This is a genomic window from Jiangella sp. DSM 45060 (assembly GCF_900105175.1).
Classification (GTDB): domain Bacteria; phylum Actinomycetota; class Actinomycetes; order Jiangellales; family Jiangellaceae; genus Jiangella.
Genome location: NZ_LT629771.1, coordinates 327,951 through 342,197, shown reverse-complemented (window position 1 = coordinate 342,197; position 14,247 = coordinate 327,951). Strand labels below are relative to the sequence as shown.

The 14,247-nt window shown below is 73.7% G+C and carries 13 protein-coding genes; 7 read left to right on the top strand and 6 right to left on the bottom strand.

What is annotated here, in order from left to right; genetic code table 11:
* Positions 1-3: 3 nt before the first annotated feature.
* The 6 genes from BLU82_RS01665 to BLU82_RS01640 all read left to right on the top strand — a co-directional run bounded on the left by BLU82_RS01665 (position 4) and on the right by BLU82_RS01640 (position 7,001).
* Positions 4-1,944 carry a GAF domain-containing sensor histidine kinase gene (locus BLU82_RS01665; protein ID WP_092614735.1) on the top strand — a complete coding sequence of 647 codons (1,941 nt, stop codon included), beginning with the start codon at positions 4-6 and terminating at the stop codon, positions 1,942-1,944.
* A gap of 4 nt (positions 1,945-1,948) precedes the next feature.
* Entirely contained in the window at positions 1,949-2,158 is a 210-nt protein-coding gene (locus tag BLU82_RS01660) for an acyl-CoA carboxylase subunit epsilon (RefSeq protein ID WP_092614731.1), read from the top strand.
* A gap of 69 nt (positions 2,159-2,227) precedes the next feature.
* On the top strand, positions 2,228-3,892 hold the full coding sequence (locus BLU82_RS01655) for a DUF885 domain-containing protein (RefSeq protein ID WP_092614728.1): 1,665 nt from the start codon (positions 2,228-2,230) through the stop codon (positions 3,890-3,892).
* Between the two features lie 38 nt (positions 3,893-3,930).
* Positions 3,931-4,533, top strand: coding sequence for a hypothetical protein (locus tag BLU82_RS01650; RefSeq protein WP_092614726.1), 603 nt, complete (start codon positions 3,931-3,933; stop codon positions 4,531-4,533).
* 264 nt (positions 4,534-4,797) lie between these two features.
* Entirely contained in the window at positions 4,798-6,186 is a 1,389-nt protein-coding gene (locus BLU82_RS01645) for a dicarboxylate/amino acid:cation symporter (protein ID WP_092614723.1), read from the top strand.
* A 128-nt stretch (positions 6,187-6,314) separates the two neighbouring features.
* Complete coding sequence (locus BLU82_RS01640) at positions 6,315-7,001, top strand: nucleoside triphosphate pyrophosphatase (protein WP_231947676.1); 687 nt, start codon at positions 6,315-6,317, stop codon at positions 6,999-7,001.
* A gap of 6 nt (positions 7,002-7,007) precedes the next feature.
* Here the strand turns inward: BLU82_RS01640 and BLU82_RS01635 are convergent, their stop codons facing one another.
* A complete protein-coding gene (locus BLU82_RS01635) occupies positions 7,008-8,537 on the bottom strand; it encodes an acyl-CoA carboxylase subunit beta (RefSeq protein ID WP_092614717.1) in 1,530 nt (509 codons plus the stop codon).
* A 19-nt stretch (positions 8,538-8,556) separates the two neighbouring features.
* Positions 8,557-9,723 (bottom strand): acyl-CoA dehydrogenase family protein, encoded by a 1,167-nt coding sequence (locus BLU82_RS01630; protein ID WP_092614713.1) that lies wholly within the window; start codon positions 9,721-9,723, stop codon positions 8,557-8,559.
* A 76-nt stretch (positions 9,724-9,799) separates the two neighbouring features.
* On the opposite strand from BLU82_RS01630, the gene BLU82_RS01625 reads away from it, so the two are divergent.
* On the top strand, positions 9,800-10,186 hold the full coding sequence (locus BLU82_RS01625) for a MerR family DNA-binding transcriptional regulator (protein ID WP_197682671.1): 387 nt from the start codon (positions 9,800-9,802) through the stop codon (positions 10,184-10,186).
* Between the two features lie 3 nt (positions 10,187-10,189).
* Here BLU82_RS01625 and BLU82_RS01620 read toward each other — a convergent pair whose 3' ends face one another.
* The 4 genes from BLU82_RS01620 to BLU82_RS01605 form a co-directional block, all read right to left on the bottom strand.
* Positions 10,190-11,611 carry a hypothetical protein gene (locus BLU82_RS01620; RefSeq protein WP_092614710.1) on the bottom strand — a complete coding sequence of 474 codons (1,422 nt, stop codon included), beginning with the start codon at positions 11,609-11,611 and terminating at the stop codon, positions 10,190-10,192.
* The gene (locus BLU82_RS01615; protein WP_092614707.1) at positions 11,608-12,171 is read right to left on the bottom strand and encodes a SigE family RNA polymerase sigma factor; all 564 of its coding nucleotides are present in this window, start codon (positions 12,169-12,171) and stop codon (positions 11,608-11,610) included. The genes BLU82_RS01620 and BLU82_RS01615 overlap by 4 nt, the downstream gene beginning before the upstream one ends.
* Positions 12,172-12,242: 71 nt before the next feature.
* Positions 12,243-13,583, bottom strand: coding sequence for a hypothetical protein (locus tag BLU82_RS01610; RefSeq protein WP_092614704.1), 1,341 nt, complete (start codon positions 13,581-13,583; stop codon positions 12,243-12,245).
* Positions 13,580-14,092, bottom strand: coding sequence for a SigE family RNA polymerase sigma factor (locus tag BLU82_RS01605; protein WP_370246356.1), 513 nt, complete (start codon positions 14,090-14,092; stop codon positions 13,580-13,582). Before BLU82_RS01605 ends, BLU82_RS01610 begins: the two co-directional genes overlap by 4 nt.
* Positions 14,093-14,247 lie beyond the last annotated feature (155 nt).

The window sequence follows — 14,247 nt, the reverse complement described above, 5'->3', positions numbered from 1 at the left end:
GCCGTGGCCCGCTGGTCGACGGCGGCGGCCCGTTGGGGCTGCCTCGTCCTGGTGCTGCTCGCGGCCGCGGGTTTCCTGGTCGGCCCGTCCGGCCGGGTCGACGCGCCGCTGGACATGCTGCTGGCGCTGGCCGGCGGGTTCCTGCCGGTGGGCCTGTTCCTGATCCGGGCCCAGCCGGGGCACGCCGTCGCGCGGCTGGTGCTGGCCACCGGCATGCTGGCCGCGGGCGCCGTCGCCGCGGTCGCGTGGTCCGGCGCCGTCGTCCCGGCGTGGGTGACGCAGTGGGCGTGGTGGCCGGCGGTTGCGCTGGTGCCGCTGGCGTTGCTGTTCTTCCCGGACGGCGCGCTGCCGTCGCCACGCTGGCGGCCGCTGGCCGTCGTCCTCGCCGGGTGCGCCGCGGCGGGCACGCTCGCGCTGGCCGTCGCGGCGGCGCAGCACCCGCGGTCGCTGCTGACCAGCGGCGAGTCCGGTTCGCCGCTGGCGCACCTGCTGGTCCGCGGTGTCATCGCGGTCGCGCTGGCACTGATCGTCGCGGCGCTGCTCGTGGTGGCCTCGCTGCTGCGGCGCGCCCGCGGCGCCGAGCCGCTGGTCCGGCGGCAGCTGGCCTGCATGCTGCCGGCCGGGGTGCTGTTCGCCGCCGGCGTGGTCCTGGACGCGGCCGGCGTGAGCGGCGCGCTGGTCCCGGGGCTGGTGGCGCTGCCGCTGGGCATCGGGCTCGCGGTGCTGCGGTTCCGGCTCGGCGACCTCGACCTCGTCGTCAACCGGGCTCTCGTCTGGCTGGTCATGACGCTACTGGTGCTGGGCGTCTACGCCGTCGGCATCGGGCTGGCCGGCAGCCGGCTGCACTCCGGCGGTTCCACGGTCGTCGCGTCGGCGCTGGCCACCGGGCTGGTCGCGGCCGGGTTCGACCCCGTCCGGCGGGCCGTCCAGCGCGCCGTCGACCGGTTGCTGTTCGGCGACCGCGACGCGCCGCACCTCGTCCTGCAGCGGCTCGGCCGGCGCATGCAGGAGGCCGGCGACCCCGGCACGATGCTCGATCAGCTGGTCGTCACGCTGGCCGACGCGTTGCGGGTGCCGTACGTGCGCATGCTCGTCGACACCAGCGACGGCAGCTATGTGACCGCCGCACACGGCCGGCCGCAGCCGGAGCTGACCGCGTTCGCGCTGCTGGCGCATGGCGAACGGGTCGGCTCGCTGGAAGTGGCGCCACGGCGGGCCGGCGAGGTGTTCACGCCGGCCGAGCGGACCCTGCTGCGCGACGTCGCCTCGCAGGCCGGCATCGCCGCCCAGGCGCACCGGCTCACGCTGGCGCTGCAGCGCTCCCGCCAGGACCTCGTGCTGGCGCGCGAGGAGGAGCGGCTGCGGATCCGCCGCGACCTGCACGACGGCCTCGGGCCGGCGCTGGTCGGCACCCGGATGCAGGTGCGGGCCGCCCAGGCCGGCGCCGGCGCGGCCGGTGCGGACGAGGTGGCGGCGATGCTCGCCGCCGCGGTCGACGACCTCACCGGCTGCGCGGGCGAGATCCGCCGCGTCGTCGACGGGCTCCGCCCGCCCGCCCTGGACCAAGGGCTGCCCGCCGCCCTGCGCCAGCAGGCCGGCGCCGTCCTGGCCGGGCTGCCGCACGACGTCGTCGTCGAGGGCGACCTCACCGGGCTGCCCGCCGCCGTCGAGGTCGCGCTGTACCGCATCGGCGCCGAGGCGCTGAGCAACGTGGCCCGCCATGCCGGAGCCGGCCGCTGCGACGTCCTGCTCCGCCAGTGCGGCGACGAGGTGCTGCTGCGCGTCGCCGACGACGGCCGCGGCGGCCGGCTGGGGCGCGACGGCGGCGTCGGGCTGGAGTCGATGCGGCTGCGCGCCGCCGAGCTGGGCGGACGGCTCGACCTCGGCTCCGGCTCCGGCGGCACGACGGTCACCGCGACGATCCCGCTGCACCGGTTAGGGTGACGGTGTGAGCGACGAAGCGCTGTTCAGGGTGGTCCGGGGGACGCCGACGGACGAAGAGCTGGCCGCGCTCACGGTCGTGCTGACGGCGAAGGCGGCGGGCGGGCCCGGGCCGGCCGAGCCGCCGCGGTCGGCGTGGGCGTCGTACTGGGCGCGGCGCCGTGCGCCGCTGACGCCGGGCGACGGCGCGTGGCGAGCCAGCGCGCTGCCGCGCTGACGCACTGCCGAAGATCTGCCCGTCGTTCGTCCTTCTCGCCGGAAGGATCGCCCGGATAGGGTCGGCGTCGTGACGACTCCGCAGCCGCGCACCGTCGACGAGATCGCTGACGCCTACGTCGACGAGTACGCCGCCCTCGACCCCTACACCGCCACCTATGCCGGCCTGAGCGGCTACGACGCCCAGAGCACGGACCTGTCGCCGGACGGGTTCGCGCAGCGGCGGGCGCTCGCGGAACGGACCCTGGCCGCGCTCGAGACGGCGACCGCGGCCGACGAGCGCGAGCGGGTCGCGGGCGAGGCGATGCGCGAGCGGCTGTCGCTCGACCTCGAGATGGACGACGCGGGGCTGAACCGCAACCTCAACGTCATCGAGAGCCCCATGCACTGGGCCCGCGAGAACTTCGACCTCATGCCCACCGACACCGACGAGCAGTGGGCGAACATCGCCGCCCGCATGCGCGCCGTCCCGGTGGCGCTGGAGCAGTACCGGCGGACGATGGACGCCGACCTCGCGGCCGGGCTGCCGCCGGCCCGCCGTCAGGTGCTCGCGGTCGCCGAGCAGGCCGGGCGGGTCGCCGACACGTTCTTCGCCGGGCTGGCCGCGGGCGGCCCCGACGCCCTGCGCACCGACCTCGACGCGGCCGCCGTGGCGGCGTCCGAGGCGTTCCGTGCGTTCGGCGGCTACCTCGGCGACACGGTGGCCCCGGCGGCGCGCGAGCGCGACGCCGTCGGCCGCGACGTCTACGCCGTCGCCTCCCGGTTCTTCCTCGGCGCCACCGTCGACCTCGACGAGACCTACGAGTGGGGCGTCGCCGAGCTGGCCCGCATCGAGACCGAACTGGCCGCGGTCGCGCAGGACATCGTCCCCGGCGGCACCGTCGACGACGCCGTCGCCGCCCTCGACGCCGACCCCGCCCGCCGCATCGTGGGCACCGACGGCCTGCAGGAGTGGATGCAGAAGCTGTCCGACCGCACCGTCGAGGCGATGAGCGGCGTGCACTTCGACATCCCCGAGCCGATCCGCCGGCTGGAGTGCCGCATCGCGCCCACCAAGGAGGGCGGCATCTACTACACCGGCCCCAGCGACGACTTCACGCGGCCGGGCCGCATGTGGTGGTCCGTCCCCGAGGGGGTCGAGGAGTTCTCGACCTGGCGCGAGACCACGACGGTGTTCCACGAGGGCGTGCCGGGCCACCACCTGCAGGTCGCCCAGGTCATGTACCGCCGCGAGGTGCTCAACCGCTGGCAGCGGCTGCTGTGCTGGGTGTCCGGCCACGGCGAGGGCTGGGCGCTGTACGCCGAGCGGCTGATGGCCGGCCTCGGCTTCCTCGACGACCCCGGCGACCGCCTCGGCATGCTCGACAGCCAGTCCTTCCGCGCCGCCCGCGTCGTCGTCGACATCGGCTTCCACCTGGGCAAGGAGATCCCGGCGTCGCTGGTGGCGGCCGACGGGCTGCCCGCCGGTGTGTGGACGCCGGAGTCGGCGTACGCGTTCCTGCGCGCCCACTGCCGCATGCCCGACGAGTTCCTCCGCTTCGAGCTGGACCGCTACCTCGGCTGGCCGGGCCAGGCGCCGTCGTACAAGATCGGCGAACGCATCTGGCTCGCCGCCCGCGACGACGCCCAGCGGCGCCAGGGCGACGCCTTCGACCTGCGCGAGTTCCACCGCGCCGCGCTCGACCTCGGCTCCATCGGCCTCGACCCGCTCCGCGAGGCACTGGCCCGGCTCTGAGCACCGCACCGCTGCTCGACCCGGCGAGCTACCCCGGCGTGCCGGTCACGACCTCCTGCGTCGTGACCGGCACCGCGGTGCGCCCGCTGGCGGCGGACGTGTGCCTGGACGGACGGCGGCCGGTGCTCGCCGTCGGGTCCAACGCGGCGGCGAGCCAGCTGCGGCAGAAGCTCGGCCCCGATCTCGCCGTCCCCGTCCACGCCGTCCGGGTGAGCGACCTGGCGGTGGGTCATTCGGCGCACGTCAGCCGGGCCGGGTACATCCCGTACACGCCGTACGAGCACCGCGGGCGGACCCTGCGGGCGGTGGTGCTGTGGCTGGACGACGCCCAGCTCGCCCGCATGGACGAGACGGAGCCGAACTACGACCGGGTGCGCCTGTCGTCGGCGCACTACCGGCTCGCACTGGAGTCCGGCGACGTCGTGGCCGGCTACGACGTCTACCGCAGCGTCCACGGCGTCATCGCCGGGCTGCCGGCCACGACCCAGGCGGACGCCTTCGCGCAGCTCGCCCGGCGGCCGGGCATCCCCGACGACCCGCTGCCGGTGCTCGCCGGGAGCGCGCGGCGCCGGGCCGCCGTCACCGCGGCACTGGCCGCCCACGCCGTCGACGCCCGGTTGCGGACCGCTCCGGGCCGGTGAGCGAAACAAGTCGGAGAAATCTGGCGGAATCGGGAATACCCAGGTCATGCGGGCCGTTGAGCACGCTGACATGGTGAACATCTGGGGTCTCACTCAGCGCCTGCACGTCGATCTGCGACGTCAGGCCAGCTCTGCCTGTCCGGCCTAGCACCCGCTGCATCCGCGCGCGCCCGGGCGGAGCCCTGTCCCCCGCCGGCGCTGCCGCCTGCCCGCGCGCGGTTCCCGCCTCACCCCGTCCCCTCCTCCGTTCCGGAAGGTCTTCGCATGTCCGAAACCGCGACCGTAGGCGCGCCCGCCCCCCGCCGGCTGCGTCTGCCCTCGTTCTCCGTCCAGGTCCTCCTCGGCCTGGCCCTGGGCGTCGTCCTCGGGTTGGTGGCCCGCGAGCTGGGCCCGGCCGCCGACGGCAACCCGAACTGGCTGACCAGCACCCTCGACACCGTCGGCGGGCTGTTCGTCGACCTGCTGCGGGCCGCCGTCATCCCGCTGATCTTCACCGCGATCGTCGCGAGCATCGCGAACCTGCGCAACGTCACCAACGCGGCCCGGCTGGCCGGTCAGACGCTGCTGTGGTTCGCGATCACCGCGTTGATCGCGGTCGGCATCGGCATCGCGCTCGGCCTGATCCTGCAGCCGGGCGAGCACACGTCCGTCACCCAGGACCAGGCGGCCGAGCCGGGCCGCACCGGCGACTGGTGGGCGTTCCTCACCAGCCTGGTGCCGACCAACTTCCTCGCCCTGACGGCGAACACGTCGATCGACCCGGAGAGCGGCGCCGCGGCGACGAGCCTGAGCTTCAACGTGCTGCAGTTCGTCGTCGTGTCGGCGGCCATCGGCATCGCCGCGCTGAAGCTGGGCGAGAAGGCCGAGCCGTTCCTGGCGTTCAACCGGGCGGCGCTGTCGATCGTGCAGAAGGTGCTCTGGTGGATCATCCGGCTGGCCCCGATCGGCACCATCGGCCTGCTCGGGTACGCCGTCGCCGACTACGGCTGGGACGCCATCGGCTCGCTCGGCCGGTTCACGGTGGCCATCTACGTCGGCCTGGCGCTCGTGCTGTTCGTCGTCTACCCGATCCTGCTGCGGGCGCACGGCCTGAACCCGGTCAAGTTCTTCTCCGGCGCCTGGCCGGCCATCCAGCTGGGCTTCGTGTCCCGCTCGTCGATCGGCACGCTGCCGGTGACGGAGCAGGTCACCGAGCGTAACCTCGGCGTCTCGCGGTCCTACGCGTCGTTCGCCGTGCCGTTCGGCTCGACGACGAAGATGGACGGTTGCGCCGCGATCTACCCGGCGATCGCCGCGATCTTCGTGGCGCAGTTCTTCGGCCTGGACCTCTCGGTGTCGGACTACCTGCTGATCGTGCTGGTCTCCGTCGTCGGCTCGGCCGCGACCGCCGGCACGACCGGCGCGACCGTCATGCTCACGCTGACGCTGTCGACGCTGGGGCTGCCGCTGGCCGGCGTGGGCCTGCTGCTCGCCGTCGACCCGATCCTCGACATGGGCCGCACGGCGGTCAACGTCGCCGGGCAGGCGCTGGTCCCGACCATCGTCGCCAAGCGCGAGGGCCTGCTGGACCTGGAGATCTACAACTCCGACCGGCGCGGCGACGTGTTCGCCGACGGCGGTGAGGAGCGGCCGGCCGAACTGGCGACGGCCTGAGCGATACCGAGACAGGGTGACGTACGACGGGTTAACCTCTCCGTGACCATGATCACCCGATGATCGTCGGCGGTCGAACCTGTTTCAGGCATCGACCGCCGATGATCATTTTCGGTAACGTGAGGTCCGTGGTGCGCCTGCTGCTCGCTTCCCAGTCCCCCGCCCGGCTGGCCACCCTGCGCTCGGCCGGCATCGAACCCGTCGTCCAGGTCTCCGGCGTCGACGAGGACGCCGTGCTGGCCGAGGCCCGTGCGCGCGGCCCCGTCCCGCCGCACGACGTGCCGCTGCTGCTCGGTCGCGCCAAGGCCGAGCAGGTCGCCGGCAAGACGTTCACCGGCATGGTCGTGCTCGGCTGCGACTCCGTGCTCGAGCTCGACGGCGAGATCCACGGCAAGCCCGACGGCCCGGTCGACGCCGTGCGCCGCTGGCAGCGCATGCGCGGCCGGTCAGGCGTGCTGCACACCGGCCACTGGCTGATCGACCTGCGCGAACCCGGCGACGGCGGCACCGGCCGGGCCATCGGCGACACCGCCAGCACCACGGTCCACTTCGCCGACCTCTCCGACGCCGAGATCCGCGCCTACGTCGCCACCGGCGAGCCGCTGCGGGTGGCCGGCGCGTTCACCATCGACGGCCTCGGCGGCCCGTTCGTCACCGCCATCGACGGCGACCACCACTCTGTCGTGGGGCTGTCGCTGCCGCTGCTGCGCACCCTGCTGGGCCGGCTCGGCATCTCGATCACCGAGCTGTGGCGCACCGACCCCGACCACGAGCCGGTCCGCCGCCGCGCCCGCCGGGCCGCCACCCGCGACTGAGTCCGCTCAGACCGGGGGCACGCCATGGCGGCGTTCGGTGAACCGGCGGTCCTTGCCGGCCGCGGCCGCCAGCCGCGCCACCAGCTGGCCGCGTAGCTCCTCGGGGGCCACGATGGCGTCGATGACGAGGTCGGACGCCAGCCGCAGGATGTCGATGTCGGCCTCGTACTCCAGCCGCAGCCCCGCGACGTACGAGGCGCGCTCCGCCTCGTCCTCGATGGCGGCGATCTTGTTGAAGTACACCGCGTTGATCGCCGCCTCCGGGCCCATCACCGCGATCTTCGCCGTCGGCAGCGCGAGGCAGGCGTCCGGCCCGAACCCCGGCCCGCACATCGCGTACAACCCCGCGCCGTACGCCTTGCGCACGATCACCGACACCGTCGGCACGGTGGCCTCGGCGACCGCGGTGATCATCTTGGCGCCGTGCCGGATGATCCCCTCGCGCTCCACCGACGAGCCGATCATGAAGCCGGGGACGTCGGCCAGGTAGATCAGCGGCACGTTGAAGGCGTCGCACAGCCAGATGAACCGGGCGGCCTTGTCGGCGGAGTCGGTGAACAGCACGCCGCCCTTGACCGCGGGCTGGTTCGCGACCACCCCGACCGGCTGGCCCTCGAGCAGCCCGAAACCGGTCACCAACTCGGCCGCGAACAGCGGCTTGACCTCGAAGAACGAGTCTTCGTCGATGATCGCGTCGATGACGTCGTGGATGTCGTAGCCGACGGATTCCTCGGCCGGGACGAGGTCGCGGGTGAACTCGCGGACGGCCCCGCCGGCGGCGTACGACGGCGGCGGCTGCCGCCACGAGCCGGGCAGGTAGGAGAAGAACGCCTTGGCCTGCTCGATCGCCTCGGCGTCGTCGGCGGCGAGGTTGTCGCCACAGCCCGACACCGTCGCGTGCATGCGGGCGCCGCCCATCTCCTCGAGCGTGACCTTCTCGCCGACGACCATCTCGGCCATGCGCGGCGAGCCGAGGTACATCGACGCGTTGCCCTCGACCATGACGACGATGTCGCAGAACGACGGGATGTAGGCGCCGCCGGCCGCGCTCGGCCCGAACAGGCAGCAGATCTGCGGGACCCGGCCGGACAGCGCCACCTGGTTGTGGAAGATGCGCCCGGCGCCGCGGCGGCCGGGGAAGAGGTCGACCTGGTCGGTGATGCGGGCGCCGGCGGAGTCGATGAACCAGAACACCGGCAGCTCGTCGCGCAGCGCGGTCTCGGTGACGCGGACGATCTTCTCGACGGTGCGGGCGCCCCACGAGCCGGCCTTGACCGTCGGGTCGTTCGCGACGACCAGCGCCGGGCGGCCCTCGACCAGCCCGCGACCGGTGACGACGCCGTCGGCGGGCAGGCCGGTCGACAGCGCGTTGGCCAGCTGGCCGTCCTCGACGAAGGTGCCGGCGTCGAACAGCAGGTCGATGCGGTCGCGGACGTAGAGCTTGCCCTGCTGGGCCAGCTTGGCGGCGCCGGCGTCGGACGGGACCTCGGTGGCCTTGCGGGCCGCGTCGACCTCGGCGTAGTGGTCGTGCCCCATGGCCTCTGTCACACCCCGATCATGCCTGAACCGGCAGCCCCAGGCCGCGCGCCAGCACGAGCCGCTGGATCTCGCTGGTCCCCTCGCCGATCTCGAGGATCTTCGCGTCGCGGTAGAACCGGGTCACCGGGTACTCCTCCATGAACCCGTAGCCGCCGTGCACCTGCGTGGCGACCCGGGTGGCGGTGACGGCGGACTCCGTGGCGTACAGCTTGGCCGACGCCGCCGCCTGCTTGACCTGCTCGGCGGGGGCGCCGGCGTCGCGCAGTGCGGCGGCGCGGTAGGTCAGCAGCCGCGCGGCCTGCGCCATGACGTGGAGGTCGGCGAGCTGGAACGCGACGGCCTGCTTGGCGCCGATCGGGACGCCGAACGACGTGCGCTCGTGCGCGTAGCCGAGCGACGCGTCGAGCATGGCCTGGATGCAGCCGACGGCGAGCGCGGCGATGGCGATGCGGCCGTCGTCGAGCGTGGCCAGGAACTGGCTGAACCCCTGGCCGCGCTCGCCGAGCAGGTGATCGACCGGCACCCGGGCGCCGTCGAAGGTCAGCGGATGGGTGTCGGACGCGTGCCAGCCGAGCTTGTCGTAGGCGGGCTCGACGACGAACCCGGGCGTGCCCGCCGGGACGATGATCGTGGAGATCTCCGCGCTGCCGTCGGGCCGCTCGCCGGTGCGTGCGGTGATGGTGACGCAGCTGGTCAGCTCGCTGCCGGAGTTGGTGATGAACTGCTTGGCGCCGTCGATGACCCACTCGTCTCCGTCGAGCACCGCGCGGGTGGCCGTGGCGCCGGCGTCGGACCCGGCGCCGGGCTCGGTGAGGCCGAACGCGGCCAGCGCCCGCCCGGCGACGAGGTCGGGCAGCCACCGGGCCTTCTGCTCGTCGGTGCCGTACGCCAGGATCGGGGTGATGCCCAGACCGACGGCCGCCTCGAGCGTGATGCCCATCGACTGGTCGACCCGCCCGAGCTCCTCGATCGCGACGCACAGGCTGGTGAGGCCGGCGCCCGCGCCGCCGTACTCCTCGGGGGCGGTGAGACCGAACAGCCCGAGCTCGCCCATCGCCCGCACGACGCCGACCGGGAACTCGTGCTTGCGGTCCCACTCGGCCGCGTACGGTGCGATGCGCTCGCGAGCGAAGTCGCGGACGACCGCACGGAACTCCTCGTGGTCCGCGGACAGCTCGAACATGTGCACCTCCAGTGCTTGACGTTTACGTTAACGTAAGTTGAAGGTCCCGGCCAGGGGTTGAAGCGAGGAGACTGTGGTGGACAGCGAGCGGACGTGGAGCATCGCGGAGCTGGCCGACGAGTTCGGCGTCACGCTGCGGACGATCCGGTTCTACGAGGAGCAGGGCCTGCTCACCCCGGCCCGCAACGGCACCCGCCGCATCTTCGCCGACGGCGACCGCGTGCGGCTGGGCCTGGTGTTGCGCGGCAAGCGACTGGGCTTCCCGCTGGACGAGATCAAGACGATCATCGGCATGTACGACGCCGAGCCCGGCGAGGTCGGCCAGCTGCGCTACCTGCTCGACCAGGTCGAGCACCGGCGTGCAGAGCTGGAGCAGCGCCGGCGCGACATCGACGCCACCCTGTCCGAGCTCGCCGAACTGGAGCGCCGCTGCCGCGCCGACCTCGACCGCCTCACCGGATGACGCTCACCCGATGCAGCTGTGCCCCGCGTCGAGCCCGAGCCGCTGCACGACGTCGGCGTCCCACAGCTCGAACGTCCAGCGCACGCCCTGCGTGGCCGGCGCCGCCGGAAGGGCCGACATCGGGTCGTCGGTGGTGAACCCGGGCTGAGCGGCGGCGATCTGGTCCAGCGTCGACCCGACGCCGACGCCGGCCGGTGTCACCGTCCCGGCCGCCGTCGACCCGATGGCCGTGACGATGAAGTCGTCCTCGGCGGCCGCCGGTGCCGGCAGGTCGCCGGACGTGACGTCCCGGCGCACGGAGACCAGCCCGCTCACCTCGCCGATCCGGAACTGCCCGTAGCAGTACGGCTTGCTCTCGTAACCCTCCCACTCGGTCAGCTCGACGCCGGCGACCGCGCGCAGCTCGGACAGCGTCATGCCGAGCCGGACCGGCCCGAACACGTCCGCCCCGGGCACGTCGAAGTCGGCCGGCGCCGGCTCGTCCACCGGCCGCGGGTCGTCGCCGCAGTTGTGGACACCGTCGTGGTCGATCTGGCTGACGACGCCGTCGGTGACCTGGATCCGCAGGTGCGAAGCGAGGCCGCCGAGACCGGGGACCCCGACGTCGTAGCTGTCCGGCTCGCCGGGGCCCGCGCCCGGGTACGCCGCGTACGCGTCCGGGTACAGGGTCAACAGGTCGTCGATGGTGCTGCCCACGCCGAGGCCCTCCGGCGTGCGGACGGCGACATCCGTGATCACGGTCGCGACCTCGTACGCGGCGTACAGTTCGGCCGGGTCGTCCGGCGGGCTCCCCCACGCACCGCGCAGCGAGATGTAGCCGTGCGACGTCGCGGTCCGGAACGAGCCGTAGCAGGCGGCCGGTGAGATACTGCGGGGGTCGCTGCTCAGCCGGGTGATCTCGATCCCGGGGACGCCGGCCAGCTCGGCCAGCGTCATGCGCACCTGGACGCCGTCGAACGGAGCGGCCGGGTCGAACAGCGGCAACCCGCTGACGTCGACCGGCTCGGAGACGTCGCCGGGCGCCTCGCCGCCGGGGTCGCCGGTGGGCTGTTCGGTCTCTGGGTCGGCCGTGAACGGGTCGCTCGCCTCGCCGGTCTCGTCGCCGGTGGTGTCGCCGGACGGGCCGGCCGCCGCCTTGGGCGGCGCCTCGGGGTCGGGCGTCAGCGCGGGCGCGGGCCTGACCTCCGGCGACTCGGCCGGCTGCGGCTCGTACGTGGGCGACGCGGTGAACTGCCCGGTGACGGCCATCGAGCCGAACGCGACCGCCGCCACCAGGCCGACCGAGCCCGCGGTGGACGCGACCAGGCGCACGGTGCGCCGCCGGCGGGCGCCGCGGACGATGCGCCCGACCGCGTCCGAGCCGGGCGGCACCGCGAGGCGGTCGTCGCCGAAGATCCGGCGCAACTCGTCGTCGAACTCGTTCATCGGTCGCTTCCCTCCACCGAGGACAGACTCGCCCTCAACTTCGCCAGCGCCTTGCTCGCCTGGCTCTTCACCGTGCCCGCGGAGATACCGAGCGCCGCCGCGATCTGCGCCTCGGAGAGGTCCTCGTAGTACCGCAGCACCAGCACCGCCCGCTGCCGCGGCGGCAACTGGGCCAGCGCCTGCCACACCGGTTCGCCGTCGAGGCGGTCGGCCGGCATGACCGCACGCTCCGGGAACTCGTCGACCAGCACCTCACGCCGGCGCCGCCTCCAGCGGCTCACGTGCGCGTTGGCCATCGACCGGCGCACGTAGGCGAGCGGGTCGACGTCCTGGCGCATGAGCTTCCCCCAGCGCGACCCCACCTTCTCGAGCACCGTCTGCACGAGGTCGGCGCCGTCGTGCGGCGACCCCGTCAGCGCGTGCCCGTACCGCAGCAGCCCGGGCAGACTCGCCCGGACGAAGTCCTCGAACTCCACCGTCGCCTCGCCCGTCTCCGAGCGGCCCACCACCGTCGCGCCCACGGCCGGTGCGGCCTCCCCGCCTGGGGACTGAATGAACATCACGACCCCGCTTCGCCGTCCCTGCCTCGTTGACCTTGAACACGCGCGGACGGGCCGTCCGGTTGCCTCGCTCAGCCCCAGCAGTTCTGGCCGGCGTCGAGGCCCAGGCTCGCGACCGTCTCGCCGTCGCCGGACACGAACAGCCAGCGCACCGCCGGGTTCCCCGCGTCGGGCACGTAGGCGTCGAAGGTGTCGCCGGTGACGACGTCCGGGTAGGCCTCGCGCACCTGCTCGAAGGTCGAGCCCGGGCCGACGCCGAGCGGCGTCGTCGCGGCCGGGTCGCTGGTCGAGAAGTACGTGACGCGGTAGTCGTCGTCCGATTCGGCCGGCGCCGGCGGGTCGTCGCTGCCGAAATCGCGCCGCACCGAGATCGCGCCGGTCTGGGTGCCCAGCGTGAAGCTGCCGTAGCAGATCCCGTCGCCGCCCCCGTCGGAGCTGATCTGCACGCCCTCGACCGCCTGCAGCTCCGCCAGCGTCATGCCGAGCCGGATCGGGGACAGGACGTCGTCGCCGTCGACCCGCCACCCGGCCTCAGTGCCGCCACCGGGCGTGTCGGTGTCACCGGGCGTCTCGGTGGGGTCGTCGGCCGGCTCGGTGCTGGTGGGCGGGTCGGCCGGCTCGGTGCCGCCCTCGTCGCCGCCGGTGGGCGGGTCGAGGACCGGCACCCGGTCGCAGGTCGGGAGACCGTCCATCACGACCTCGGTGACCACGCCGCCGACCGCGGGGAACTCCCAGGCGCGGACGATGTTCTGCTCGCCCTGGAACTCGGCGCGGTACCGGTCGGCCATGCCGAACTGGGCGGCGCCCGGGTAGGCGGCGAGCACCTCGGCCTCGGACGAGCCGGCGGTGATGCCCTCCGGCGTCACCACCGGCACGTCGAAGTGCATGGTGGACACCTCGTAGTACGGGTCCAGGTCCTCCGGGACCGAGCCGAACGTCCCGCGCGTCGAGATGTACCCGTGCGCGCTCGGGCTGCGGTACTCGCCGTAGCAGAGCTCGCTGTAGCCGTCCTCGGGCGCATACCGGGTGATCTCGACGCCGTCGATGCCCTCGAGGTCGGCCAGCTTCGTGCCGACGGTGAAGCCGTCGATGCCCTCGTTCGGGTAGACCACCACCGGCGCGGCGTCCGTCGGGGTCTCGCTGGGAGCGGGCGTCGGGTCGTCGGTGGGGACGGACGGGGTCTCGGCCGGCTGGACAGGCTCCGGCGCGCCCGTGAACTGGCCGGCCACCGCGAACGATCCCACCGTCAGTGCGGCCACCAGGCCCACGCTGCCGGCCGCGGTCGCGGCCACGCGGGTGGCACGGCGGCGCCGGGCGCCCTTGACGATGCGGTCGACGGCGTCGGCGCGCGGTGTCAGCGCGAGCCGGTCGTCGCCCAGCAGGCGGCGCAGATCGTCGTCGAAGTCGTTCATCGGTCTCGTCCCTCCACCGAGGACATGCTCGCCCTCAACTTCGTCAGTGCCTTGCTCGCCTGGCTCTTCACCGTGCCCGCGGTGATGCCCAGGGCCGCGGCGATCTCCGCCTCGGACAGGTCCTCGTAGTAACGCAGCACCACCACGGCCCGCTGCCGCGGCGGCAGTTCGGCCAGCGCGTGCCAGAGCGGCTCGCCGTCGAGGCGGTCCGGCAGGGCCACGCCCTGGTCCGGGAACTCGTCGACCAGCACTTCGCGCCGTCTCCGCCGCCAGCGGCTCACGTGCGCGTTGGCCATCGATCGCCGCACGTAGGCGACCGGGTCGGTGTCGTGCCGGATGATCTTCGACCATCGGGCGCCGGCCTTCTCCAGCGCCGTCTGCACGAGGTCGGCCGCGTCGTGCGGCGACCCCGTCAGCGCGTGCCCATAGCGCAGCAGACCGGGCAGGCTGGCCCGGGCGAACTCCTCGAAATCCATCGTCGCCTCGTCCGGCTCGATGCGGCCCGCCATCACCGTCGCGCCCACGGCCGGTGCGGTTTCCCCGTCAGGGGACTGTATTAGCATCACGACCCCGCTCTGCCCATATCGCGTCATTGCCGTGAACACGCAGGACCGGCCGCGCGGGTTGCCCGGGAACGCGACGCCCTAGACTCGCCACCAGTTCT

Coding starts and splice junctions, on each gene's coding strand:
- BLU82_RS01645 (WP_092614723.1), top strand. CDS start 4,798: ATGTCCGAAACCGCGACCGTAGGCGCGCCCGCCCCCCGCCGGCTGCGT.
- BLU82_RS01635 (WP_092614717.1), bottom strand. CDS start 8,537: ATGGGGCACGACCACTACGCCGAGGTCGACGCGGCCCGCAAGGCCACC.
- BLU82_RS01630 (WP_092614713.1), bottom strand. CDS start 9,723: ATGTTCGAGCTGTCCGCGGACCACGAGGAGTTCCGTGCGGTCGTCCGC.
- BLU82_RS01620 (WP_092614710.1), bottom strand. CDS start 11,611: ATGAACGAGTTCGACGACGAGTTGCGCCGGATCTTCGGCGACGACCGC.
- BLU82_RS01615 (WP_092614707.1), bottom strand. CDS start 12,171: ATGTTCATTCAGTCCCCAGGCGGGGAGGCCGCACCGGCCGTGGGCGCG.
- BLU82_RS01610 (WP_092614704.1), bottom strand. CDS start 13,583: ATGAACGACTTCGACGACGATCTGCGCCGCCTGCTGGGCGACGACCGG.
- BLU82_RS01605 (WP_370246356.1), bottom strand. CDS start 14,092: ATGGCGGGCCGCATCGAGCCGGACGAGGCGACGATGGATTTCGAGGAG.